This is a genomic window from Vibrio cholerae ATCC 14035, assembly GCF_000621645.1.
In the GTDB taxonomy this organism is placed as follows: Bacteria; Pseudomonadota; Gammaproteobacteria; order Enterobacterales; family Vibrionaceae; genus Vibrio; species Vibrio cholerae.
This window is the reverse complement of the sequence record NZ_JHXR01000009.1, coordinates 64,292-89,952: the sequence shown is the minus strand read 5'-3', so window position 1 is coordinate 89,952 and position 25,661 is coordinate 64,292. Positions and strand designations below refer to the sequence as shown.

Here is a 25,661-nt window from a genome sequence, read left to right as displayed (position 1 = left end):
CTTCTCCCTCCCCATTCCTAGGGGAGGTCCTTCTTCTCTCCTCCCCCTTTTAGGGGGAGGTCGGGAGGGGGTATTTTCAAAGCATCGGTACCACCGAAAGCAGTAACAATCCCCCCATCGCTCCATTAAACCAACGCACATAATTGGGATGATTCATCCAGTAGCTCAGTTGCTTTCCTGCAGCAGTCCACACACTGACTGAAGGTAAATTCACTAACGCAAAAACCAGCGCAATTAAACCTAACTGCAGCCAGCTCGCATGAGGGTTAAACACACTCACCACCGTGAGCGCCATTGACCAACCTTTGGGGTTCACCCACTGAAACAGCGCCGCCGCCACAAAAGACATCGGCTGATACTCTTGCCCATCTTTGGATGGTCGGCTCAGAGCAATTTTGATCGCCAGATACACCAAATACAGAGTGCAGAGAATTTGTAACCCTTGTTGAAGGATCGGATAACGCTGAAACAGTTCCGTCAAGCCCACTCCCACCAGCAATACCATGATGCTAAAACCAAACGTAATCCCCAGCATGTGCGGGATAGTGCGCAGAAAACCAACATTGGCTCCTGAGGTCATTAGCATGATGTTGTTAGGCCCCGGCGAAAAAGTAGACACAAAAGCAAACGCCAGCAGCGGCCCAAATAAGGTGTAATCCATAACAATGTTCTCGATTAATGTCAGATGCAAAAATATTAATCGCTCTCTGACGCAATTTTGTGTTTATATGAGCGAACAAAACACTGAATGCACAACAAAAGAGAATTATGGACAGGTTTGACGAAAGAATATTGCACGAGCTGCAACTCGATGGCCGAGTCTCGAATGTAGAGTTGGCGAACGCGTAGGGTTATCGCCCTCCGCCACCCTGCGTCGCGTGCAAGATTTAGAGCGTAAGAAAATTATCAAAGGCTATCGCGCGGTATTGGATAAAAACCAGCTTGAGGTTGGTTTTATCGCGTATGTGGCGATTGGCTTAAACAGCCATACCAAGCAATCACAGCTCAGCTTTGAGCAGCATGTACGCTTTGCCAAAGAAGTAGTGGAATGCCACAACATCACCGGTATGAACGAATACTTGCTGCGCGTGGAAACCAAAGATCTGGTGGCTTATAAACGCTTCCATGCTGATGTACTCGGCGAATGTGCGGTAGTGAAATCCATTACTACCATGGTGGTGATGGATTCACCCAAAGATGAGCGACAGTAAACTCACCAACAAGCACAGCTGCAAAAAAAAAGCGCCTTCCATTTGAAAGGCGTTTTCATATCAAGCCCTGATGGGTCTCAACTATTCCGTCAACTCACCTGCAAGTTCTTCGGCGAACTTCTGCTCAGCGGTTTTTGGCTTTTCGGTTTGCGCAAAGCCGCGTAACCCTACCACATGTACGTGTTCGTGATCTTTAAACACTTTACGTACCAGTTTGTAAGTGGTGCCCTTCTCTGGGCTGATGTTCTCTGGCGCTGCAATCAGTAACTGCATATCCAGACGCTCACACAGCTCAAACAAGGTGGCGATGGATTTAGCATCCAGACGCGCGGCTTCATCGAGGAACAACAGACGACACGGCACAATATCTTTACTGCGCAGACGACGCGACTCTTCTTCCCAGCTCTGCACCACCATCAACAGAATTGACTGACCGGTACCGATCGCTTCACCGGTCGATAATGCGCCCGATTCCGCTTGCAGCCAACCATCCGAACCACGGTTGACTTCCACACTCAGCTCTAGGTAGTTACGGTAATCCAGCAGCTCTTCACCCAGCACTTGCGGTGAACGTTGACCCATGTCGATGTGTGGGTTCACACGTTGGAACAGCTTGGCCATCGCTTCTGAGAAGGTGTAACGCGCACTTTCAAACAGATCTTTGTGTTGCGCTTGCTGCTCAGACAATCCTGCCAGCAGGATCTCATGGCTTTCACGCACTTTCACATTCAGGCGCACGCCATTCACCTGACCAAAGGAGATGTTCGACAGTCCTTGGTTGAGCATACGAATACGGTTTTGCTCACGTTGAATGGTTTTGCGAATGATGCTAGCAACCGAATCTGAACTGATCGCCAAACGTTGTTCACGTTGAGTCAACTCTTCGGTCAAACGAGCCAGTTCCACTTCCATCTCTTCAATCGCTTCGACTGGATCGTCCGTGCGAATGATGTCTTGACGAATACGCTCACGCAGATGCTGATACACCGCAATGTAGAACAGCACTTTACGCTCAGGACGCGAGTTATCTTCCGACTGGCGCAGTGCATCACGCAGATCTTCATTGTTAGCGACCGCTAGACGCAGCGCACCCAAGGATTTATCCGACATTGAACGCAGTTCATCGGCAGACAAGTAAGCCAGCTCACGCTTGTGCAGACGACGCTCAACATCATTTTGGCGCGCAAGGCGCAGTACCGAGCACCAACCCGCTTTCGCGTTCACTACGAAAGTGCGCAGATCTTGATAATCTTTCTCGACTTTCTTCATGCGCTTGACCAGCGCTTTCATTTCCAGCTCAGTAGATGTGATGGTGCGTTCGTATTCACTCTTACGGCTGCGCGAAGTGTGTAGACGTTCTTGCAGCTCATCACGACGACGCTGAGCACGTTCAATCGCGCCTTCGTCAGCATGCACGCCAAACTCTTGTAGCTCTTGTTTGAACTCTTGCACCGTTTCTAGCTTAGCTTGGTGTGAACTTTTCAGTGACGCCAATAGCTGATTGTATTGGCTGAGCTGAGCTTGCGCCTGTTTCAGCTCTTCACGACTACGGGTACGTTCACTTTCCGCCTGCACCAATTTGGCTTTGAGCTGTTCACTCAGCTCACTGCTTTGGTTGAGCAGATCCACCGAGTCGGAATAAGCAAAGTGGTGACGGCGTTCAAGCAGATCCGACAGTGCAAAAATTTGCGCTTTGAGTTGCTGCAGTGCTTGGTCCGCTTGCTGGTATTGCTGCTCCAGCGCATCAAACTGCTCTGGGTCGGCATCGAGTACCGCCGCCACTTTTTCCAGCTCGCTGATGGTGCGGCCATGCGCAGCGATAAAGGCTTTTGCCTCACTCAGCTGTTGCAGTTTCTCTTCAAGCTCTTGGTAACGGGCTTCGAGCGTCTCTTCGTCAAGTAGACCCATTTGCGGCGCAAGTTTGTCTAGCGCAGCTAACGCTTGTTTACTGGCTTGCAACTGGCTACGCAGTTGCTGCTCTTGCGCTTCAAATTCGCTGATGGAGCGCAGCAGTTGATTACGCTTATCGCGCGCATTCGCTAAGGCTTGCTCAGGGTCGGCATCAAACGCCACTTGCAAATGCATCGCCACAAACTGGTTGAAGCTGGCGTACAGACGTTGCAGCTTTTGCGAATCGAACGAAGCTTTGGCGTGTTGCTCAACCACGTCATCACGCTCTTCTCGCAGCAGCTCTAAACGCTGCTCACGCGCCGCGCGGCCAAACAGTGGAATGGCTGGGAAGCGCGAGTAGCGCATTTGGCGCTGGTTAAGCTGAACGCACACCGCACCTTCTAGCTCTTCGGCATTGAATGAGCTGTCATCAAACGCATCTACATCGCCTTCGATGAGGTAGAGATCTTCCGGACAGTCATCCAGTTCAACCAGTTTTTCTTTGATGCCAGAGAGATCCGATACCACAATCGCGTGACGCGCAGGACCGTACATCGCACTGAAATACGGCGCATCATCAATGGTGATGTCGTCATAAATTTCCGATAGCAGTACACCGCCTAGCGTATCCGCCAGACCTTTCAGACGCGGATCGTTCGAGCCCCCCGGAGACGCTAAACGCTCAATTTCGCTATCGAGTTTCGCGCGGCGCTCGGCGAGCTTATCTTTCGCCATGGATTGGGCTTTTTCCAGCTCCAATACTTGCTGCATGTGCGCCATGACAGATTGGCTATCGGCCAGTTCTGCACCACTTTGCTCGCGTAGCGTTTCTAACGCATCGTTAGCTTTGATCCATGCTGGCGCAATCGACTCAAAACGGGCGATTTGCGTTTGCAGTTCTTGCTCTTGATGGCGCAGTTGACCACGTTGTTCACGGCAGTTTTCCTGCTCGGTTTCCAGCTCTTCTAGCAGTGCAGAGTGGCGCTCACGCTCTAACTCGACGGTCGCGGCATCATCCAAGGCTACCATATGTTGCTTGTGGTATTGGGTTGCCAGCTCACGCACGCTGCGTTGCTGCTCAAGTTGGCGCTCAAGGTCTCGTTGTTGTGCTTGCCACTGCGCTTCATTTTGCAGCACATTCTGAGCTTCACGCGCTTGGCGGATCACTTGCTGCGCTTGCTTCGAAGCTTCACTGCGCGCGACCTCACCCAACACGCGTTTCACCAAGTCAAACGCATGGTTGAACTGCTGCGCGGCGGCTGAAGACATATCCAGCTTGTGCTTGAGTGCCAACAGTTCGCTGGTGCGCGTTTCCTGCTCCGCTTTCAGTTGAGTTGCTAACGCTTGCGCACTTTCTGCAGTGAGTTCTGGCTTATCCAGTAAGCGGCGCGCTTTATCGAGCGCTTGCACGGCTTGTTGATATTGCAGAGCACGGGTCTGCTGCACATCAAGAGCTTGCTGATAATCGGCCAATTGCGATTTGAGGCTATCCACTTCCTCTTCACTGATGGTGGCGCGCTCTTCGGCCATCATCACTCGCTCATTGGCTTCTTCCACCACCATCATCTGTTCTTCGAGGCGGAAATTCAGCTCTTCGAGATCTTCTTGATAGCGTTCAATTTTTTCTTGCTGACGCAGCGCGTTTTGCACCAATTGCAAGTGGTCAGACGCGCCTTGGTAATCTTGCTCCAGCGCCGACTCTTGCTCAACCAGCAGTTCTAACTCTTCGTGAACACGGTTCAGCAAGCTGTTTTGTTCAATCAGGGTTTCACGAGAAGAGAACAGCTCACCGCGCAGAACCAAAGTTTGTCCCACTTTGTTACGGCGATCATTGGCGTGGCGCATGTAGTCCGCAGCTACATAATTGGTCGATTCGGTGATCAGGTGTTTGAACAGATCGCGATCCGCTTGCGTGGTCTTGATCGCTTCCAGTGTCATGCGGTTTTCACGCAGCGCGGATTCCATATCTTGGAAGGCTTTTTTCACTCCGCCATTTTGTGGCAGCAGATAATCACGCAGTGAACGGGTGATCGCGCTGGAAATACCGCCATAAAGCGAAGCTTCAATCAAACGGTAGAATTTTGAACGGTCTGAGCTGTTACGCAGTTTTTTCGGGATCACGCCAAATTCAAACATCTGCGCGTGGTAGTCGACAATCGACGGGAAAGATTTGAAATGCGCGCCTTCAATTTGACCCACGGCATCTTTCACTTCATTGATTTGGCGAACACGCGCATGTTTGTCGGATACGGTTTCGACCAACACATCGGTCGGTTTAACATGACTTGGCAAACCTTGGATCAAGAAAGGTTTGATGTCGACTTTCTTATCACGTCCCGCCACTTGTTGCAGCTTCACCGCAAACAGTAAACGTTGGTTACGTGAGTTCACCACATCCAGCGCCGCGTAACACGCCCCCGCTTGCAACTTACCGTACAAACCTTTATCGCGTGACGCTTGCGAGCTCCCCGCTTCGGTGGTGTTACGAAAATGGAGCAGGCTTTGGTCTGGGATCAAAGCGGTGATAAACGCCGCCATGGTGGTAGACTTACCCGCACCGTTACCACCAGATAAAGTGGTCACTAAATTATCAATGTCAAAGGTACGCGCAAAGAAGCCGTTCCAGTTGATCATGGTTAGCGATTGATATTTACCTCGTTCAATCATGCTTCATCTTCCCACTCGGTTTGCTCTTCGTCGTACTCAGCTGTTGGGTTTTCCAACAAGCTTTGCTGGCTTGGTTCTGGGGTATGTACCACGGCTTCACCATCACGGATTAGGCGCAGCTGCGCTTCACGCAAATCACCGCCCAAACGTACATCCGCACCAAAACGAAATACCGCTTCAGTGATGCGGAATTTGCCCGTATCACCAATGGTGATCACCATACCGAGGCGACGTAACCGACGCAGCGAGGTTCGCACTTTTTCAAACAGCTTCTCGCGATCCAGATCCGAGCCGCTCGCACGGTTGGTCACCAGCTTCATCAGCTTCTTCTCTTCCACCAGTGTCAGTAGCTCATCGTACAGCTCTTGGTTGGTAAAAATGCCTTCGTGCGCTAAACGCTCAGGGCTCAGATAGAGGAAACAGAGCACTTTACCCACCAGCATATCCAGCTCAGAGAGCACACTGCGGTTGATAAGAGAAGTTGAACGAGGACGCAAATAGAAAAAACCTTCCGGCGCGCGCACTAGTTCGGTGTGGTAGCGTTGATAAAACAGCGCCAAATCCGGTTCAAAATCCGACAGGAAGGCGTGGTTATCCAAATCGTCACTGGAAACATGACGTCCCGCACGCAGCAAACTATCTAGCGCTGGGAATAGCGGGTTCGCAATCGCTTTGGCCAGATTCTCTGGCATGTATTCATTAATATCGGTCGATGACATTCGCTTGTACCTTTGCGCCAAAATCGTTGATCGCCGTCCAGTCAGGCTGGATAGCGCGGTAGTCGGACTCGGAGTAACCCAGCCTTACCGCTTGGTCGACAACCATTCGGGCTAAATCGAAATGATGGGTTCGTGGATGGCTAGCTAGGTAATCACGCAGCACAAGGGCTAAATCAATTGCTGCGCCCTGCTCTTTATGCACTTTCAGCATGTCGCCAATCCGCTGCGCAAGTTCGTCGTTCACTTGTTGCAGCTCTTCGTATTCCACTTCTGTCGGCACATGACCGGTAACTTCTTCGTCACGCAGGGTCAAGGTTTCATCACGCAGATCGGATAGGCGTTCTGCATCGGCGTAAGTGAGATACCAAGGTTGTTCAAAATAGTCGTTCATTGACTGACGCAGACGTTGGCTGAACGCGCGGTTCTGGTCCATATCAATCGCGGTACGAATAAACTTGTGGACGTGGCGGTCGTAACCGATCCAAAGATCAATCGACTGCTGACCCCAGCTCGTAATGCGGTCGAGCTTCATTTGCAGCGCAAACAGCGTCTCTTCGATGAAATCCAATTCCAGATCGCCATACACGCACTCCTGAATATCGAGGATTTGCGTTTGCAACTCATCGCCTGCCGCTTGCAAGGTATCTTGCAGCTCACGCAGTGTGGCGGAAGTCTCAGACAGCAAGGCTTCACAGTTGTTGATCGCATCGCGCCAATCTTTATTCAGCAGATCCGCAATCTGCTCTTTGACCGATTGCTGCTGCTCATCCATCACACGCTGGTTAAGGTCGATGCGATCGAAGATTTCACTCACCGAATATTTGAGCACGCCAAACACGTTTTTGCGCCAATGAGCGACACTGCCACCCTGCTGCGCAGATTCCACGGCTTTCGCCATCTCATCCGCCACCATAGAGAGTTGGATGGATAGTTTGAGTTTGGAAAATTCGCGATGACGCACATAGTAATCGGTAATGCCGATCGCCAACGGAGTCAAACGGTAGATGCTGGCACCTTCCGTCATTTCGCTGGTAAAACGGCTTAGTAAGCGCTGCTTGACCAGATCATTAATCGCATTGTTAGCCCGAAAGGCTGAGGCTTCTCCCGATTCTGCAAACAAGCGCGTCACTATCGCGAATGCATCGTGAAGTTCCCCTTCTCCGAGCTCTTCATCAAATCTTTCATTACTAAGCACAGCAATCGCGAGCAAAAATGCCAGCCGCTCAGTAGGCAGATTCAATGAGAAGTCATACTGTTTTACCCAAGTGACGAGTTCGTCGATGGGCTTTTGCACAGTATCCTGAGTAAACTCACTCATTGTGTTTCCTGTTATTGTTTTTTCTTAGCCCATACGTGAATGTATCGACCCAATGAGAGGTAAGGCTCCTGACGGCAGAATTTGCGCTCCAGTGCCACCAAATCCTCATACTGGTATTCGCCCATGTTTTTCATGTTTCCGATGTAATCACTGAAACAACGAATACCGGATTTCCCGCAGATCTCAAAACCCGATTCTTCGATCCATTGGTAGACTTCTTCGGGGAGCAAGCCTTTCTGCGGTTGTAATTTAAACCGTTTGCGGTGCGGCATATCCTCTAGCACGTGCGGAATGTTGCCACACACGGCGTTTTTGTAAACCAAACCGTGATAGTTGTAAAACATCACCGACACCATGCCGCCCGGTCTGACTTGCGCCAGCAAATTTTGCAACGCTGGTTTAGGTTCCGCTAACCATTCCATCACCGCATGAAACAGCACCAAATCCACGGGCGCATCAAGGTGTGCTTGAATCGTCTGCACTGGTGAATGGACGAAGCGATACTTCTCAAGCAGACCATTGTTTGCAATATCCTGTTCGGCCAATTGCAACATTTCCGAAGAAAGATCACAGAGTGTCACTCGATGCCCAAGGCGAGCGATTTTTTGCGATACTTGCGCCAAGCCGCCACCCGCATCGAGCACGTGCAAGGGAACTTTTTGCGTGTCCAGTTGACTGAGAAGCTGCTCCAAATCTTCCCAAACAATGAATTGGCGGATCTCACCTTTGTCAGAACCGTATATATTTTTTGCAAATTTGTGGGCAATATCGTCGAAATTGCGATCTTCTGTCACAGTAGCTTGAGTTATGATAACGAACCGTGCCTGCTATTCTGTCATACGAATGGCAGGAATAAAGAGGCTTCGACTCTTTTTATACTCAAGTGCTGTTTTTTCGGACTGTTTTCTCTATGTTTGAGCTGAAAAAAATTTTTTCTTCACTGTTGATGCCTCTGCCAGCGCTGCTGATCATTGGTTTCGTGGGCCTGATGTTGATCATGTTCACGGCAAAACGTAAAACTGGCTGCCTAGTAGTGTTATTCTCCCTCACTGGGCTATTTCTGGTTTCCTTTCAACCCGTGGCGACTCGTTTGTTGATGCCACTTGAACGTACTTACACGGCATTTTTACCCGTAGAAGGTACTCTTGACTACGTGATGGTGCTCGGGAATGGCCATGTCATTGATGATGATATTCCCCCCACCTCCGAGCTTACTCGTGCTGCGCTCATGCGCTTAACAGAAGGCATTCGTATTAGTCGTATGTATCCGGGCTCGAAACTTATCCTCTCCGGTTACGCTGGCGGCAGCGAAGTTAGCCATGCTCGGATGATGGCGCGTGTTGCTTTGGCGTTAGGCGTGCCTAAATCGGATATTATTTTGCTGGAAACCGCTAAAGATACTTGGGAAGAAGCGCGCCAAGCGGCCGCTTTCGTGCAACAAAAACGTATGGTGCTCGTCACCTCAGCGAGCCACATGAAGCGTGCGATGCGTGAATTTGAATCGGCGGGCTTAACACCTATTCCTGCCCCGACCAATTACTTAGGCCACCTCAATATTATTCAGCCTTGGGATAAATACATTCCAAGATCGCGTTATCTTGAGCAAACTGAGCAGTATTGGCATGAAACTTTAGGACTGATGTGGCAAACCCTGCGAGATACTGTGGCGGGGGATAGCAGTGAGCCTGTGCTTACTCCACCGGTGGTTGAAGAGGCACCAAGCGCACCTTAGTCTCATCCGCTTTGGGGGATCATAAGTAGCATTAAAAAACTGGCATTTAGCCAGTTTTTTAATTTTTACAATGCAGAAACGATGAGGACACTCTCAGTGTTTAATCCCCAGCGAACATGTACCCTTCGCCGTGAACCGTCACAAAGATTTGCGGGTTTTTCGGATCCATTTCCATTTTGGCGCGCATACGGCGGATCAATACGTCAATCGTACGGTCGTTTGGCGCATCCACACGGTGACTGATCATGTTCAAAATCCGCTCACGACTCATCACTTGATTAGGATAAGAAGAAAGCGCAACCAACAACTCGTATTCCGCTTTAGTGAGCTTGACTGGCTCACCGTTACGGCTTAATGCACGGCGCTGAACATCGAACGTCCACTCACCAAAATGCACCAGTTTGTCATCGTGTTTGTCGGTAATTCTCTCTCGCTGTGCGAGGGAAATTCGCCATAATAAGTTTTTTACACGAACCTGAAGCTCGCGTAGGTCAACAGGTTTGGTGACATAATCGTCCGCGCCCATTTCGAGGCCAACGATTTTGTCGATACTGTCGGTGCGTCCTGTCACTAAAATAATGCCAATCTCCGACTGGCTGCGCAATTCTCGCGTCAATAACAGACCGTCTTCACCGGGCAAATTAATGTCCAGCAAAACCAGATCGATGTCATTGAGCTCTAACGCTTCTCTCATCTGTGCGCCACTTTCTGCTTCCGTCACTTGGTAACCTTCATTTTGAAAGTAACCACTTAACTTACTTCGCGTGACGAGGTCATCTTCAACCACAAGTACGTGATAGCTCATAATGCACCATTTTAAATAACTGGATGTATCGCAGGGTTATTCTATTCATATTTGTTAATAACTCGAGAAAAATCGTGAGAAACCTCACTGTTTCTTGATGCAAAGCAAACTTCATTTAACAGATTAACAACCTATTCTTTTCTTTTCACAAACTGTCACAATCACCGTGATAGCTGTTCATTTTTATGGTTTAGACTAAGCACACATCGATTGGGAGTGCAGAGATGATGCAAGAACTGAAAATCCTCAATGAAAAGCGTGCTGAAATCTATTGGTGGCTGTCGAGCCTGTTTTTTAAAGAACTGAGTGAGCAAGATATTGCTCGCTATCACTCAGCAGAAGTTCGTACTTTTTTAAGCGGACTCGCTGATGAGCAAAGCTTGAGCCGCGAAGTTAAACACTTGGTCGAGGCGCTCAATCGCTTGCAAGATCGCCAAGATGCACAGCTAGAGCTCGCTGCAGATTTCTGTGATCTCTTTTTGAAATCAGACCGTGATTCCGCCCTGCCCTATGCTTCTGTCTATACCGATCAAGGTTTACTCAATGGCAAGCCTGCGCAGCAAATGCGTGAGTTACTCAGCGCACATGGGGTTAAGGTTGAACAAAATCTCAATGAGCCCGAGGATCATCTTGCCATCCAGCTCGATTTTTTAGCGCATCTTGCAATCAGTGCTAACCAAATTGAGCACTCAGCACAACTGAGTTTAGCGCTCCAAGCTCAGTCCGACTTCATAAGTCAACACTTACTCACTTGGCTACCTGCCTTTGCTGAACGTTGCACTCAATTTGATGCTTTCGGATTGTACTCAGCCGCCGCTCGTTTAGCGTTAGCCTTTATTCAGCAAGATAAACACTGTCTTGATGAGCTGATCCAAGAGACCCATTAGCCAGACAGGCAAAGCGGAAAGCCAGCCTATTTTATCTATCCCAAACGGCTTCACGTGGTAGCCAACACCACGGCAGGATCAAATAGGAAGGGGATAGACGAATTAATTGTGAAATGGCTTATAGTTTGGTGAATGAATTTCGTTGCGACGGAGAGATTTGCAGTCTAAAATCCATCCGCAAACGATAAAAACGAGTAAAAATTTCAACCGCTGTTTCTCGGCGGTTTTTGTTTTTTATTACTTTAGGTTTATTACTTTAGGCATAGTGATTGAAGCGCTTTACGTACGGCATAGTGTTGGACATGTGCTCGCACAGAGTGTGAAGATTCGCTCAGTCTCGCCTTACTTCTGCTGATTAAATCCACCGATGTTATTCGCTGGCAGCAGTCATCGACAGGAACACTCTATGGCTACGATTAAAGATGTGGCGCGCCTTGCGGGCGTGTCAACCACTACCGTTTCTCACGTCATCAATAAAACTCGCTTTGTGGCAGAAACCACCCAAGAGAAAGTGATGGAAGCCGTTAAGCAGCTGAACTACGCGCCAAGTGCCGTGGCACGCAGCTTAAAGTGCAATACCACTCGCACGATTGGTATGTTAGTGACGCAATCTACTAACCTGTTTTTCTCGGAAGTTATCGACGGTGTGGAAAGCTATTGTTACCGTCAAGGCTATACGCTGATCCTATGTAACACAGGCGGCATCTATGAAAAGCAACGCGATTATATCCGCATGCTGGCCGAAAAACGGGTTGATGGCATTTTGGTGATGTGCTCAGACCTGACCCAAGAGCTGCAAGATATGTTGGATGCGCACAAAGATATTCCAAAAGTGGTTATGGATTGGGGTCCAGAAACGTCGCACGCCGATAAAATCATCGATAACTCCGAAGAAGGCGGCTACCTCGCGACCAAATACCTCACTGACCGCGGTCACACTGAGATTGCATGTTTGAGTGGTCACTTCGTCAAAGCCGCATGCCAAGAGCGCATTCAAGGTTTCCGTCGCGCGATGGCGGAAGCCAAGTTGACCGTCAATGAAGATTGGATCTTGGAAGGTAACTTTGAGTGTGATACTGCCGTTTTAGCGGCGGATAAAATCATTGCGATGGACAAGCGCCCCACGGCGGTATTCTGTTTCAACGATACGATGGCATTAGGTTTGATGAGCCGTTTGCAACAGAAAGGGATACGTATTCCAGAAGATATGTCTGTCATCGGTTACGATAATATCGAGTTAGCAGAATACTTCTCTCCACCACTGACCACAGTGCACCAACCTAAGCGTCGTGTGGGTAAGAACGCGTTTGAAATTTTGCTAGAACGCATTAAAGACAAAGAACACGAGCGCCGAATTTTCGAAATGCACCCAGAGATCGTAGAGCGCGACACGGTGAAAGACTTGACAAAATCCTAACTTTCTTGACAATTCATAACGCCTATATTTGAAAGCTTGTCACATAAATATGACAAAACATATGTAGTGCGAGTATTATTAGTAGGGCTCATTCTCACATTTGAAATATCAGTATGTGAGAATGACCCAAGAATGATTAATTTTTATCAGGAAAAATGTCACGCACAGGGCAAACCATTCGAAAGAGTGGGACGCAAAGCCTCCGGCCTAAACCAGAAGACGTGGTAGGTAGCGGGGTTACCGATGGCAAAATGCATACACTTTGTTGACTCATCATTGACACTATGAATGCATGCTTTTGCTAATTTTCTCGGACCTGACTTGGTGGCGTATGTAACAATACTCCGAGACTAACAGCATGGATAAACCAGTATTAAAAGATTCAATGCGGCTCTTTGAGCAGCTAGGACGTGTTAAATCTCGTTCAATGTTTGGTGGCTTTGGTATTTTCGTCGACGAAACTATGTTTGCGCTTGTGGTTAACGATACGCTGCACATCCGTGCAGATGACGCCACAATCGAAAAGTATAAACAGCAAGGTTATGAACCTTATGTTTACAAAAAACGTGGCTTCCCCGTTGTAACTAAGTACTACGCTCTACCTGAAGATTGTTGGAGTCATCCAGACTCTATCCTCAATGAAGCGCGTGCAGCACTGGAGGTCGCTAAGGCCGAACGTGAAACTCAAGCACAAGCGAAACCTGATCGTTTGAAAGATCTTCCTAACTTGCGTTTAGCAACAGAAAGAATGCTCAAAAAAGCAGGTATCGACACCGTCGAGTCTCTTCAGACTCTTGGTTCTGTCGAAGCTTATAAAGCGGTTCAACGAACTCACACGGCAGAGGTGAGTTTAGAGTTGCTATGGGCTCTAGAAGGCGCAATCGAAGGTAAACATTGGTCGGTGATCCCACAAAATCGTCGTGATGAGCTATTAAGGCATCTCTGAGTTTCATTTTGAGTTCATCAACGCCTGTAATCATCCTGTGTTTTTACACACCCTATATTTCATAACGCGTCCAAAGTGGCGCGTTATTTTTTTGAAAGAAAAACGGCCTTTGGCCTGTCTTTACTTTTAGGCTCTCTATGTATCTCCAGTAAATTCAGTTACAGACGATATACTTGAGTAATGAGCGATACTCTAATGACTTGGAGTGACAAGTCGGCGGTCACTGTGTGCACCCACATCAAACCAGAGACACTCTATGATTGGGTGAAGAAACGTAGCCCACACCGCTGAAGAGCCAAGTAAAACGGGCAATATCACGCCCCACAAACCATAAAGTAATGACTAGGTACTCGAATGTATAAAAAACTCATCATCGCCATTGTTTTGATTGCCATTGCCGCGCTCTTGGTGACGCAGTTTAGCCAATACCTCACACTGGATGTTGCGAAAGCCAAACAAGCCGAATTAGCGAATTATATTGATGCCCATTTGCTGCAAGCCGCACTGATCTATTTTGTGGTGTATGTTCTCCTAACCGCATTTTCAATCCCCGGCGCAACGGTCGTGACTTTGTTGGGAGCGGCCCTATTTGGCTTTTGGTTGAGCTTACTGCTGGCTTCTTTTGCCAGTACCATTGGTGCCACTCTCGCCTTTCTCAGTAGCCGCTTCTTATTGCGAGATTGGGTGCAAGCTAAATTCGCTGATAAATTGCAAACCATCAATCAAGGTATTGAACGAGATGGCGCGTTTTATTTACTCTCTCTGCGACTGATCCCGATTTTTCCATTTTTCCTGATTAACTTAGTGATGGGGCTAACGCCTATCTCCACTTGGCGTTACTACTGGGTCAGCCAACTTGGTATGCTGCCGGGTACGGCGGTGTATCTCAATGCGGGTACTCAACTGGCGGAAATCTCAAGCCTAGGCGAAATTGTGTCGCTCCCTGTGCTCGCTTCATTCGTTTTGTTAGGCGTATTTCCGATAGTGGTGAAATGGCTCATGGGTAAATTTCAACAGCGTGCCACTCAATCGCCAGTGAAGTAAGTCACTCTTGGTAAAAGTAAGCTAGGAAGGACAATGAAAATCTACACGGCCACTCATCCGCTTGAAGCGCACATGCTGATGCAGCTTTTGCATCAGCAAGGGATAGCGTGTGAGTTGCGTGGAGAAATGCTGTTTGCGCTGCGCGGCGAGATCCCGATGGATTCCAGCAGCGCCCCTTCACTTTGGTTACAGAAACCGGAGCAACAAACCGCAGCGCAGCAAATCATCCGAGAATTTCTCAATCCCCCCCCCGCCGAATGCTGGCAATGCCCAGAGTGTGGGGAGCATCATGAAGGGCAATTTTCCGCCTGCTGGCAGTGTGGTTTTAGCCAAACCACTCAGTGAGGGATTAACGGATTTGGCGCTGGATAAACTCGATAGAACGCTGATTAAACAGCTCAGGCTGCTCGACATTACATACATGACCGCAGTTTGGGATTTCATACAGCTCACTTTGTGCGTGGAGCGCCACCATCTCTTTCACAGGATGGATGAACATGTAGTCCTTCTCTCCCATCAAATATAAGGTTGGGATCGGCAATTCACGGTCGCGGAAATAACGCATCAGCGGATTCACCTCAGCGGTTAACGTAAACCAACGTTTAAATTCTTTCTGACAGAGCTTTTGCGCTTCACGAATAAACAGATGGCGAGACTCTTTTTGACTACGCTGCGGCATCACTATGTAAGCAAATAAACGATACAGCCACATGTACGGGATGAGGTGCTTACTCAAATGTCCTAGCTTAACCAACACTTGCGAACGCGCATTAAGTCGTGTGACCGCGCCACCAAGCACCATAGAATTGACCCGATGCGTGGCAAGCTCAGCAAGGTTACGCACTATGATGGTACCCAGCGACATGCCCACAAAATGCGCCGACTGGATTTTCAAGTGATCAAGCACTTTCAGCACATCCAGCGTCACAGTCTTAAACGTATAGCGATTGGCAATCCAGTCTCTGAGTAACTGATTGGATTTCCCATGGCCGCGCAAATCAATCAGCAATAAATTGAAATGCTGCCGATACGCTTTGATCTGCTTGAACCATATGGATGAGCTGCCCCCCGCACCATGAACGAACACCACCCACTCCTGACTTGTCGGGTGAAGATAAGTTTTGTGAAACAGCACTTTTTCGGCAATGGCAGTCATAGGGGAAGACATTGAAACCTCTTAATTACGCAGGCCAAGACTACCATAATCTTAGTCAAGAGAATCCCCCCAGTTGTAAGAAACTGTTGAGTGAAACAGAAAAAAGGCACCTTGCGGTGCCTGAGAGATGCTTCATAGACCCAAACGACTTGGAGTGGCAGCCAACACTGCTGCCGCTTCAAATCGGACGGTGATATCGTTAGCCAAATCGCGCGAGTCGATACATCTTCATATATTCTTGGGCAGACTCTTCCCAACTGAAGTTTTGCTGCATGGCACGTTGTTGCACTTTCAGCATCTCTTCTGGCTGCTGCAGATAAAACAAGAGTGCCCGCTGCATCGTGATCAATAGAGCTTCTGGCGTGGGCTCTTGGTAACCAAAGCCTGTCGCGCGCTCCGGGAATTTATCGTAATCGTTCACCGTATCTTTCAAGCCACCCACTTCACGAACAATAGGCAGAGTGCCATAAGCCATGCTGTAAATCTGATTGAGCCCACAGGCTTCAAATTCAGAAGGCATTAAGAAGAAATCCGATCCCGCTTCAACCCAGTGCGCTAAACGCTCACTGTAGGTTTCGACAAACGCAAACTTGGCTCGATGATAATGAGCGATCTTATTCAACCGCGCAGCAACTTCCGGCTCACCAGTACCAACAATAACCACTTGAACGTTATTGCGCAGGAACTGCTCTAAAATCGGCAACAAGTAATGAAAGCCTTTCTGATGCGTTAAACGGCAAACCATACCAAACAGAGGTACATCGGTAACCGGCAGGTGTAACTCTTCCTGCAGCGCCGTTTTACACAGCGCTTTCCCCTTGCGCATCGACTCAGGCTCATCGCTGTAGGTTGCTGGCAGATAGTGGTCGGTTCTTGGATTCCACTCGCTGTAATCACAACCGTTGACGATACCGTGTAAATCGCGCGCTCGGCGCACAAAATCATCCACCAGCCCGTGAGCCCCAAGAGGCGTTAAAAGCTCAGCCGCATAATTAGGACTCACCGCATTCACTTTATCCGCAAAAGCGATCCCCGCCCGCAGCATGCTCACATGATCGTGACCGTATTGCAGAAATTCCATACCCGATAAATTGAGCTCAGGAATGACTTCTAACTGATGGTAGGAAAAGATCCCTTTAAAAATCGCGTTATGCACCGTCAGCACACTTTTGACTTGCTCAAAAAAGCTGTCATAGCGATAACGGGTTTTCAACAAAAAAGGCACTAAGCCTGTGTGCCAATCATTCGCATGAATGATGTCAGGCTGAATACCGAGTTTCGGCAGTACGTCCAAACACGCTGCAGAGAAAAAACCAAACCGTTCACCATTATCGGCATAGGCTTGATTATTCTCAGCATACAGCGCCGGGCGGTCAAAATAAGCAGGGCAATCAATTAGATAGATTGGCACACCGTCTAGATCGCGTTTTAAAACACGATACTGCGTGTGCGGCCAGTGTGTCAGCTCTGTTTCCAGTACTAACTCTGCGTCTTCCTTTCCCGGTACTGAACGATAAGCAGGCAGCGCAATGGCTACCTGCTGATGCAACGCTTTCAACGCTTGTGGCAGCGCTTTTGCCACATCGGCCAGGCCACCACTTTTTACCAGCCCCTGTACTTCTGAAACGGTAAACCAAACGTTGAATTGTTCCATTCTAGAATCCTACCTTACTACCTTTCGCAATCACCACAATCCCTTCATCGGAAACGTGGAAACGCTTTCTGTCCATTTCCAAATCTTCACCAATGATGGTACCGGCGGCGATCTCGACATCTTTATCGATAATGGCGCGCTTAATCGTGCAGCCAGCTCCAATTTTCACGTCGCCCAAGATAACAGATTCACTGATAAAAGAGCCAGCAGCAATGTTGCTACGGAAACCCAGAACTGATTTATAAATGGTTGATCCTTGGATATAACTTCCCCCAGAGATCAAGCTATCTGTGATTTTGACTTTCTTGTCTTTGACATCCACAAACGTCGCAGGTGGCAAAGGAGGATAGTAGGTGTGCAGCGGCCAACTACGGTTGTATAGCGAAAATTCTGGATCTTTGTCGAGCAAGTCCATATGTGCCGACCAATACGATTCGATGGTTCCGACATCACGCCAGTAGGTCGATTCCTTCTCTCCCTTAATTTTGTTGGTCGTGAAGTCATACACATAGACTTTACCGCGCGGGAACATTTTCGGAATAATGTCTTTGCCAAAGTCATGGCTGGACTGGTTATTTTCAGCATCTTCACGCAGTTCTTTGCTGAGCGTTTCCGCTTCGAAGATGTAGTTACCCATCGAGACCAGTGCCCACTCAGGCTCACCGGGGATCGATTTGGGATTGCTCGGTTTCTCTTCAAAACCGACCATTTTGCCGTTTTCATCCACTTCAATCACCCCGAACTGAGAGGCTTGGCTGATCGGCATACGCAGTGCAGAAACGGTCAACTCCGCTTCCATACGGCGATGAAAATCGAGCATTTGGCGAATATCCATCTTGTAGATATGGTCTGAACCAAAAATACAGACTTGATCCGGCGCGACGATCTCAACAAAACGGAGGTTTTGATAAATCGCATCGGCAGTGCCTTCATACCAACGTTTTCCATCACGCATCTGTGCTGGAATAATGTCGATAAAACGGTCTGTGATCCCGGAAAGATTCCAGCCCTTTTTCATATGAATGTATAGCGATTGCGATTTGAACTGCGTCAGAACATAAATCCGCATTAAATCGGCATTCACGAAATTATTGAGTGCAAAGTCGATTAAACGGTAGCTTCCACCAAAAGGAACTGCCGGCTTGGTACGGGTTTCAGTCAACGGCTTCAAACGTGACCCTTCTCCTCCCGCCAAAATCATGCCTAATACTCCAGCCATGTGTTGTTCTCCATTCTTTTATAATATTTGCCGAACCACGAAATTTTTGCTTTGGGGGTCCTGGCTCGGCGCTCCATGCTAACCGACAGCAACATCAGTACGACAGCCAGCACAAATGTGCTGAATAAACAATGCAATCGGTTGGCTATACGTTATCGAATCCTTGGCCGAATACCAATCAATTTCTTAAAATCTCAGTGGTGAAACAAAACGAGATGGAAAAGACTTATTCCAACTCACACTCTTTTGGTGGTTCAATGACATAAACCTCATATTCAGCCATCACGGCACATTAACTGCCTGAATGTCAGCTCACCTCCTAAATAATAAAAATGATGATTTAGCGAAGAAAATCGCTCAATACATAGAAAAGAATACGTAGCGGATAAATATCGGACTGAGAAAGAGCGTTGGGTTCTGGGGCGCAAAGTTTGCGAGAAGGTAACGCCAGAACTCGCTAAAAGGACTCAGATTGAGTGGTTAATCTCATAGTAGGCAGGATCAAAGTGTAAGACTCTTTCGTGAGTCACACTCTGGCAAATTGATGATGAAAAGCATCAATACCAATCTGGTATTTCTCAGAACTGCTTCGCAAAGCCTGATACAAAAATAAGACAAGGCAGCGAGGCTGCCTGTCTTATTTTGATTGAACAAAGGATGAGTCGGATTATTTCGCGTTTTTGCGTTTATCCGTGACCAACCATTTACCCTCTTGGTAAACCGCCATCCAACCGGAAGGTTTACCCTCTGTCTCGGTACGCACGTAATGCTCTTTCTCTTTACGAGAGAAGCGCACCACAGCAGGTAAGCCATCAGGATCATGTGCGGGTGCAGAAGTCAGATACTGGTATTTTTCTGGCAAACGCTCAGCAAAACGTTTCAACTCTTCCACCAAAGGCGCGCGCGTTTCACGCGATTTAGGGAAATTGCTCGCCGCAAAGAACAAGCCAGATGCACCATCACGCAGCACAAAATACGCATCCGAATTTTCACAAGGCAGTTCAGGGAAATGCACTGGCTCTTCTTTCGGTGGCGCAACTTCGCCATTTTTCAGGATCTTACGCGTATTTTTACAAGCATCGTTGGTACAACCCATGTACTTACCAAAGCGGCCATTTTTCAGCACCATGTCTGAGCCACATTTATCACACTCGACGGTTGGGCCTTCATAGCCTTTGACTTTGAACTCGCCTTCTTCAACGATAAAGCCTTCACAGTTCGGATTGTTACCACAAACATGCAGCTTACGCTTATCGTCAATCAGATACGCATCCATCGCCGTTTCACAAATTGGGCAACGCTTCTTAGCACGCAGTGCTGCGGTTTCGACATCCTCTTCGAGAACGTTGATCACCCCTTCTTCGTCACCTAAGTTGATGGTGGTTTTGCAGCGCTCTTTCGGCGGTAATGCATAGCCAGAACAGCCTAAAAACACCCCTGTCGATGCCGTGCGGATCCCCATCGGACGCGAGCAGGTCGGACACAAAATATTGGTCATCACGATGTGATTAGGCTTCATGCCACCTAAGCTTTCATCTTGCTCCGCCGTTTCGAGGTCGCGACTGAAATCAGCAAAGAACTCATCCAGTACTGCGGTCCAGTTCACTTCACCTTCGGCGATTTGGTCGAGTTTCTCTTCCATACGCGCGGTAAAGTCGTAGTTCATCAAGTCGTCAAAATTCTCATCAAGACGATCGGTGACAATTTCGCCCATTTTTTCCGCGAAGAAACGGCGCTGATCGACTTTCACATAACCGCGGTCTTGAATGGTGGAAATGATCGATGCATACGTCGATGGGCGACCAATACCACGCTTTTCTAACTCTTTCACCAATGCCGCTTCCGTGTAACGCGCTGGCGGTTTGGTAAAGTGCTGTTTCGGATCTAGGCTGACGAGCTTTAGGCTATCACCGATCTTCACCGGAGGCAGGATCTGATCTTCGTTTTTACCCAACGGGCGCTGTACGCGAGTCCAACCATCAAACTTGAGGATACGACCTTTCGCTTTCAGGGTGTACTCTGCCGCTTTTACACTGACTGTCGTGGAATCGTATTGCGCAGGTGTCATTTGACAGGCCACAAACTGATTCCAAATCAGGGCATACAGCTTGTGTGCATCCGCTTCCATTCCTTCCAGATCGTCGGCGGTGACAGTCACATCCGAAGGACGAATCGCTTCGTGCGCCTCTTGGGCATTTTGCTTGCTGCCATACACATTTGGCTGGCTCGGCAAATACGCCTCACCGTAATGCTTGGTGATGTAGCCACGCAGATTCTCAACCGCTTCCGCACTCAAGTTGGTTGAGTCGGTACGCATATAGGTGATGTAACCCGCTTCATACAAACGCTGAGCGAGCATCATGGTCTTTTTCACCCCATAACCAAGGCGAGTACTCGCGGCTTGCTGCAGGGTTGACGTAATAAAAGGTGCACTCGGTTTACTGGTGGTCGGTTTGTCTTCGCGTTTGCACACTTCGTACTGCGCTTTATTGAGCGCAGCAACCGCCGCCAAGGCTTCCGTTTCGTTCACAGGCTTGAAAGCTAAACCGTCTTTTTGGGCCACCAACAGGCGAAAATCTTGCTTGTCTGCGGTCAAGGTATCGGCATTGATGTCCCAAAATTCTTCCGGAACAAATGCTTTGATTTCGCGTTCACGCTCAACCAGAAGTTTCACGGCGACAGACTGTACACGACCAGCGGAAAGGCCTCGCGCCACTTTTTTCCACAGCAGTGGCGAGACCATAAAGCCCACCACGCGGTCCATGAAACGGCGTGCTTGTTGAGCGTTCACGCCATCCATATTCAGTTCACCAGGCTGCTTAAAAGCCTGCTGAATGGCGTTTTTGGTGATTTCGTTAAATACCACTCGTTTATATCGCTTTTCATCGCCACCGATGATCTCACGAAGGTGCCAAGCGATGGCTTCTCCCTCGCGGTCCAAGTCGGTTGCGAGATAAACGCTGTCAGCGTCTTTCGCGAGCTTTTGCAGCTCAGCCACCACTTTCTCTTTACCGGGCAGAATTTGGTAATTGGCTTGCCAGCCGTGATACGGATCGACACCCATCTTTTTGATCAGCGCTGCGCGTTCTTTTTCACGCTTTTGCTGCTCTTTATCAGTAGTAGATGCTTTCTTAGTCGATGCTGCCGCCGCTTTACCGGTCGGTGTGGCCGTTTGCCCTGCTGTAGGCAGATCACGCACGTGTCCCACACTGGATTTCACGATAAAGTCTTTACCAAGGTACTTATTGATGGTTTTAGCCTTGGCTGGCGACTCGACGATAACGAGTGATTTACCCATATTGACTCAATTGTCCTTCATCATTTGGCGCGATTTAAATCGCATGACGTTCTAAAATGTAATTCTTTTTTTTACTATCGAGCCAGATAACAAGAAGATCAACTTGTTTTTTCTAAAAGCTTTTTATTTGCTCGACAAATCGACGAAATGTTGTTCTGCTGTCAAAAACGCGCCCATACTAAAGTGAAGCGCGGTATACCGCGACCCCAAAACGACGAAATATGCAATAACTCACAAATTCATCTAGAGAACAAATCGCCCTTTTCCTGCTTTCTGTCAAGGTTGTCACCGGTTACCTACTTATAATGCCTGCATCCAATGGTAAGGAGTTATCACCATGAACCATAAAAAACCGATCACTGAATTTGAACTTTTACTGATTGCTAACCAATTAATTCAAGATCATGAGTGTTACATCGAAGGCATGCGTGCCACTCAAGTGGAAGAGAAAGAAGGCGTGTTAGTGTTTAAAGGTGAGTATTTCCTCACTGAACAAGGCCTTCCTACTGAGAAAACCACAGCGGTATTTAATATGTTTAAATATCTCGCTCATCATCTCTCACCGGAATTTACCCTACAAAAATAATAAAAGCCTCGTAATGAGGCTTTTTTCAATCACTTACATCTACTCCAAAACCGATTTTATCGCCATCGGTTTTGGGCAGGGAGTGACACTTTAGCGGCTTAATTGCGCAAACTTATCAAAGTAATCGGGGAACGTTTTTGACGTGCATTTCGGGTCATTGATCGTCACTGGTGTATCGCTCAACGCAACCAGAGAAAAACACATCGCCATCCGGTGATCGTCATAGGTATCGATTGCCGCATGGATGAGCTTAGTTGGAGGCGTAATCACAATGAAATCTTCCCCCTCTTCGACTGTCGCGCCCACTTTACGCAGTTCGGTGGCCATTGCTGCCAAGCGATCCGTCTCTTTTACACGCCAGTTGTAAACGTTACGAATGGCCGTGGTACCTTTGGCAAAAAGTGCCGTCGTCGCAATCGTCATCGCCGCATCTGGGATATGGTTAAAATCGAGATCCACCGCATTCAGTTCACCACGGCGAGCAATCACATAATCATCGCCCCACTCAATTTGCGCGCCCATCTTTTCTAATGCATCCGCAAATTGAATATCCCCTTGGATGCTGTTTTTACCAATACCGGTCACTTTTACCTCACCGCCTTTAATGGCAGCCGCAGCAAGGAAATAGGAAGCAGAAGAGGCATCACCTTCGACGAGGAACTGCCCCGGAGACACATAAGATTGCCCCGCTGGGATCACAAATTCTTGATAATCGTGGTTGATCACCTGAACACCAAACTGCTCCATGATGTGCAGTGTAATGTCGATGTAAGGCTTAGAAACCAGCTCACCGACGATCTTGATGGTCACTTTGCCCTGCGCCAACGGTGCCGACATAAGAAAGGCGGTCAAAAACTGACTAGAGATAGAACCATCGATAGTCACCGTTCCTGCTTGTAAGCCCGTCCCTTGAATACGCAGTGGAGGAAAGTTTTCCTGCTCCAGATACTCAATCTGTGCGCTGGCTTGACGAAGAGCATCCACTAAGTGGCCAATCGGGCGCTCTTTCATGCGCGGTTCGCCAGTCAGTACATAGTCGCCTTGTCCAAGACACAACGCCGCCGCCAGCGGACGCATTGCAGTACCTGCGTTACCTAGAAACAGCTCTAATGGCTGAGTCGTGTGAAAGGCTTGGCCCAAACCTTCTACTTCACAGGTGGTTTTATCGGCCGAGAGGCGATAGTTCACACCCAGCTTGGTCAAAGCATTGAGCATATGGCGAATATCGTCGCTATCGAGCAAGTTAGTAAGACGAGTCGTGCCTGAGGCTAGCGCAGCCAGCAAGAGCGCACGGTTTGAAACGCTTTTGGAACCGGGAAGATTCACTTCCCCAGAGATGAGTTCAATCGGTTGTAGAGTCAAGCTTTCCATTGGATGTTGTGTTTCCTTGCGCCGCTGAAAGTCCTTGTGGTAATGGGTCGCGGCGAAAATTCTTCGTATCCGCAGACTAACCAAATTCATGCGCTAGCGCTAGCCTTTATCTTGCTCGCAATGAATTTTTATTTCTGTTTATGCAATCTCGACCAAGCCAGGGATTTCCCAAGCATCAAGATTGGCAAACTTCATCAAAATCACTAAGATCGCGGCTCATTCACTTTCGGAATGGCTCACAGGGACTTCTAAGGCAAACCAATACGATGACTATTTATCTGACTGAATTATCGCCGGAAACGTTGACATTCCCCTCTCCTTTTACTGCGTTAGATGACCCTAACGGCCTGCTTGCATTTGGCGGCGATCTCCGTCCTGAACGAATTTGGGCGGCTTATCAACAAGGCATTTTCCCTTGGTATGGCCCTGAAGACCCGATTTTGTGGTGGAGCCCTTCCCCACGTGCCGTGTTTGACCCTACTCGGTTTCAACCTGCCAAAAGCGTGAAGAAGTTCCAACGTAAACATCAGTATCGGGTTAGCGTGAATCACGCGACGTCGCAAGTGATTGAGCAGTGCGCGCTCACTCGCCCTGCGGATCAACGTTGGCTCAATGACTCAATGCGCCATGCGTATGGCGAGTTGGCGAAACAAGGTCGTTGCCATTCTGTTGAGGTGTGGCAGGGCGAACAACTGGTGGGTGGGCTTTATGGCATTTCCGTTGGCCAACTGTTTTGTGGCGAATCCATGTTTAGCCTCGCAACCAATGCCTCGAAAATTGCGCTTTGGTATTTTTGCGACCATTTTTCTCGCCATCAAGGGCAGTTGATTGATTGCCAAGTGATGAATCCGCATTTGCAATCTTTAGGCGCAACGACCTTGAGCCGTGAACAATTTATCCAATCGTTGCTATCTTTTAAGGAGAAGCAGGTGCTCAGTGGCTGTTTTGAAACTCAGTGGCTCGCCACCCCCACTTCGCCATGTGCCTTTGAGGATTGATGCATGAGCTCAGATATTCAGCAAATTCGTATTGGCTTAACCAATAACCATCCTTGTAGCTACTTAGCGGATCGGATGGAGCGCGTCGCCGTGGCGATTGATCCGCAGATGCAAACCCCCGAAACCTATGAAGTGCTGATGGCAAATGGTTTTCGGCGCAGCGGCGATACCATCTACAAACCGCATTGTGATCATTGCCAGTCTTGCCAAGCTCTGCGAATTCCTGCGCCCGATTTTGTGCCAAGCAAAAGCCAAAAACGTTTACTCAAGCTGCTCAGCCAAGAGTTTCATTGGCAGTTGAAACCAGAACTGGATGAAGATTGGTACGCCCTTTACGCGCGTTATATTTTCGCTCGTCATCGCCACGGCTCCATGTACCCACCCAATAAAATGGAATTTGCCAAATTTGCCCGTGCAAAATGGCTTAATACCCAATATTTACATCTTTATCAGGGCGAAAAGTTGGTCGCGATTGCCGTCACCGATTTACTCCCAAACAGTGCGAGTGCGTTTTACACCTTTTATGACCCAGATATTTCGATCTCTTTAGGCACCTTAGCGGTACTTTGTCAGCTCAATTACTGCCAACAGACCAAAAAGCAGTGGCTTTATTTGGGATATCAAATCGATGAATGCCCAGCTATGAACTACAAAGTCCGGTTCAATCCACATCAAAGGCTAGTAAATCAACGTTGGCGAGGGTAGAATACGCCGCAACTTCCCATATTGAACGTTTAATGGCA

20 protein-coding genes, 1 pseudogene and 1 riboswitch are annotated in these 25,661 nt (G+C 48.4%); of the genes and pseudogenes, 10 read left to right on the top strand and 11 right to left on the bottom strand.

Annotated elements, in window-relative coordinates; translation table 11 throughout:
* Window positions 1-76: 76 nt before the first annotated feature.
* Window positions 77-661, bottom strand: a complete 585-nt coding sequence (locus T411_RS0106450) for a LysE family translocator (RefSeq protein WP_000386713.1) — start codon at window positions 659-661, stop codon at window positions 77-79.
* Window positions 662-768: 107 nt separating this feature from the next.
* Between T411_RS0106450 and T411_RS01000000119125 the strand changes: the two are divergent.
* Window positions 769-1,211 (top strand): annotated as a pseudogene (locus T411_RS01000000119125) (Lrp/AsnC family transcriptional regulator).
* An 81-nt stretch (window positions 1,212-1,292) separates the two neighbouring features.
* Here the strand turns inward: T411_RS01000000119125 and mukB are convergent.
* Genes mukB through cmoM form a run of 4 tightly spaced genes read right to left on the bottom strand, consistent with a single transcriptional unit; the run spans window position 1,293 to window position 8,599 of the window.
* Window positions 1,293-5,768, bottom strand: coding sequence for a chromosome partition protein MukB (mukB, locus tag T411_RS0106440; protein WP_000572778.1), 4,476 nt, complete (start codon window positions 5,766-5,768; stop codon window positions 1,293-1,295).
* Window positions 5,765-6,487 carry a chromosome partition protein MukE gene (gene mukE, locus T411_RS0106435; RefSeq protein ID WP_000099365.1) on the bottom strand — a complete coding sequence of 241 codons (723 nt, stop codon included), beginning with the start codon at window positions 6,485-6,487 and terminating at the stop codon, window positions 5,765-5,767. Before mukE ends, mukB begins: the two co-directional genes overlap by 4 nt.
* Complete coding sequence (gene mukF / locus T411_RS0106430) at window positions 6,468-7,805, bottom strand: chromosome partition protein MukF (RefSeq protein WP_001288884.1); 1,338 nt, start codon at window positions 7,803-7,805, stop codon at window positions 6,468-6,470. Before mukF ends, mukE begins: the two co-directional genes overlap by 20 nt.
* Window positions 7,806-7,816: 11 nt before the next feature.
* Window positions 7,817-8,599, bottom strand: coding sequence for a tRNA uridine 5-oxyacetic acid(34) methyltransferase CmoM (gene cmoM / locus T411_RS0106425; RefSeq protein ID WP_000133891.1), 783 nt, complete (start codon window positions 8,597-8,599; stop codon window positions 7,817-7,819).
* A gap of 116 nt (window positions 8,600-8,715) precedes the next feature.
* On the opposite strand from cmoM, the gene elyC reads away from it, so the two are divergent.
* Window positions 8,716-9,537, top strand: coding sequence for an envelope biogenesis factor ElyC (elyC, locus tag T411_RS0106420; RefSeq protein ID WP_000462427.1), 822 nt, complete (start codon window positions 8,716-8,718; stop codon window positions 9,535-9,537).
* 100 nt (window positions 9,538-9,637) lie between these two features.
* Here the strand turns inward: elyC and torR are convergent, their stop codons facing one another.
* Window positions 9,638-10,342, bottom strand: coding sequence for a two-component system response regulator TorR (gene torR / locus T411_RS0106415; protein WP_000120286.1), 705 nt, complete (start codon window positions 10,340-10,342; stop codon window positions 9,638-9,640).
* A 224-nt stretch (window positions 10,343-10,566) separates the two neighbouring features.
* Between torR and torD the strand changes: the two genes are divergently transcribed.
* The 5 genes from torD to T411_RS0106390 all read left to right on the top strand — a co-directional run bounded on the left by torD (window position 10,567) and on the right by T411_RS0106390 (window position 14,981).
* Window positions 10,567-11,229 (top strand): molecular chaperone TorD, encoded by a 663-nt coding sequence (torD, locus tag T411_RS0106410; protein WP_000983169.1) that lies wholly within the window; start codon window positions 10,567-10,569, stop codon window positions 11,227-11,229.
* A 406-nt stretch (window positions 11,230-11,635) separates the two neighbouring features.
* Entirely contained in the window at window positions 11,636-12,646 is a 1,011-nt protein-coding gene (purR, locus tag T411_RS0106405) for an HTH-type transcriptional repressor PurR (RefSeq protein WP_000201014.1), read from the top strand.
* A 158-nt stretch (window positions 12,647-12,804) separates the two neighbouring features.
* Window positions 12,805-12,891: riboswitch (cyclic di-GMP riboswitch) on the top strand.
* A gap of 113 nt (window positions 12,892-13,004) precedes the next feature.
* Window positions 13,005-13,592, top strand: coding sequence for a TfoX/Sxy family DNA transformation protein (locus T411_RS0106400; RefSeq protein WP_000360586.1), 588 nt, complete (start codon window positions 13,005-13,007; stop codon window positions 13,590-13,592).
* 354 nt (window positions 13,593-13,946) lie between these two features.
* Window positions 13,947-14,636 (top strand): TVP38/TMEM64 family protein, encoded by a 690-nt coding sequence (locus T411_RS0106395; protein WP_000277074.1) that lies wholly within the window; start codon window positions 13,947-13,949, stop codon window positions 14,634-14,636.
* A 33-nt stretch (window positions 14,637-14,669) separates the two neighbouring features.
* Window positions 14,670-14,981 carry a putative signal transducing protein gene (locus T411_RS0106390; protein WP_000708710.1) on the top strand — a complete coding sequence of 104 codons (312 nt, stop codon included), beginning with the start codon at window positions 14,670-14,672 and terminating at the stop codon, window positions 14,979-14,981.
* Between the two features lie 4 nt (window positions 14,982-14,985).
* Here T411_RS0106390 and T411_RS0106385 read toward each other — a convergent pair whose 3' ends face one another.
* The 4 genes from T411_RS0106385 to topA all read right to left on the bottom strand — a co-directional run bounded on the left by T411_RS0106385 (window position 14,986) and on the right by topA (window position 21,963).
* Window positions 14,986-15,804: an alpha/beta fold hydrolase gene (locus T411_RS0106385; RefSeq protein WP_000097999.1), complete on the bottom strand. Its 819-nt coding sequence runs from the start codon at window positions 15,802-15,804 to the stop codon at window positions 14,986-14,988.
* Window positions 15,805-15,991: 187 nt separating this feature from the next.
* Window positions 15,992-17,446 (bottom strand): glycogen synthase GlgA, encoded by a 1,455-nt coding sequence (gene glgA, locus T411_RS0106380; RefSeq protein WP_000434699.1) that lies wholly within the window; start codon window positions 17,444-17,446, stop codon window positions 15,992-15,994.
* A 1-nt stretch (window position 17,447) separates the two neighbouring features.
* Entirely contained in the window at window positions 17,448-18,665 is a 1,218-nt protein-coding gene (gene glgC, locus T411_RS0106375; RefSeq protein WP_000929348.1) for a glucose-1-phosphate adenylyltransferase, read from the bottom strand.
* A 667-nt stretch (window positions 18,666-19,332) separates the two neighbouring features.
* Window positions 19,333-21,963: a type I DNA topoisomerase gene (gene topA / locus T411_RS0106370; protein WP_000520428.1), complete on the bottom strand. Its 2,631-nt coding sequence runs from the start codon at window positions 21,961-21,963 to the stop codon at window positions 19,333-19,335.
* A 337-nt stretch (window positions 21,964-22,300) separates the two neighbouring features.
* Between topA and T411_RS0106365 the strand changes: the two genes are divergently transcribed.
* On the top strand, window positions 22,301-22,549 hold the full coding sequence (locus tag T411_RS0106365) for a YciN family protein (RefSeq protein ID WP_001015826.1): 249 nt from the start codon (window positions 22,301-22,303) through the stop codon (window positions 22,547-22,549).
* A gap of 90 nt (window positions 22,550-22,639) precedes the next feature.
* Here T411_RS0106365 and aroA read toward each other — a convergent pair whose 3' ends face one another.
* A complete protein-coding gene (gene aroA / locus T411_RS0106360) occupies window positions 22,640-23,920 on the bottom strand; it encodes a 3-phosphoshikimate 1-carboxyvinyltransferase (protein ID WP_000445268.1) in 1,281 nt (426 codons plus the stop codon).
* 266 nt (window positions 23,921-24,186) lie between these two features.
* Between aroA and aat the strand changes: the two genes are divergently transcribed.
* A complete protein-coding gene (aat, locus tag T411_RS0106350; RefSeq protein WP_000158369.1) occupies window positions 24,187-24,918 on the top strand; it encodes a leucyl/phenylalanyl-tRNA--protein transferase in 732 nt (243 codons plus the stop codon).
* Between the two features lie 3 nt (window positions 24,919-24,921).
* Window positions 24,922-25,623, top strand: a complete 702-nt coding sequence (locus T411_RS0106345; RefSeq protein WP_000093313.1) for an arginyltransferase — start codon at window positions 24,922-24,924, stop codon at window positions 25,621-25,623.
* The last annotated feature ends 38 nt before the right edge of the window (window positions 25,624-25,661 follow it).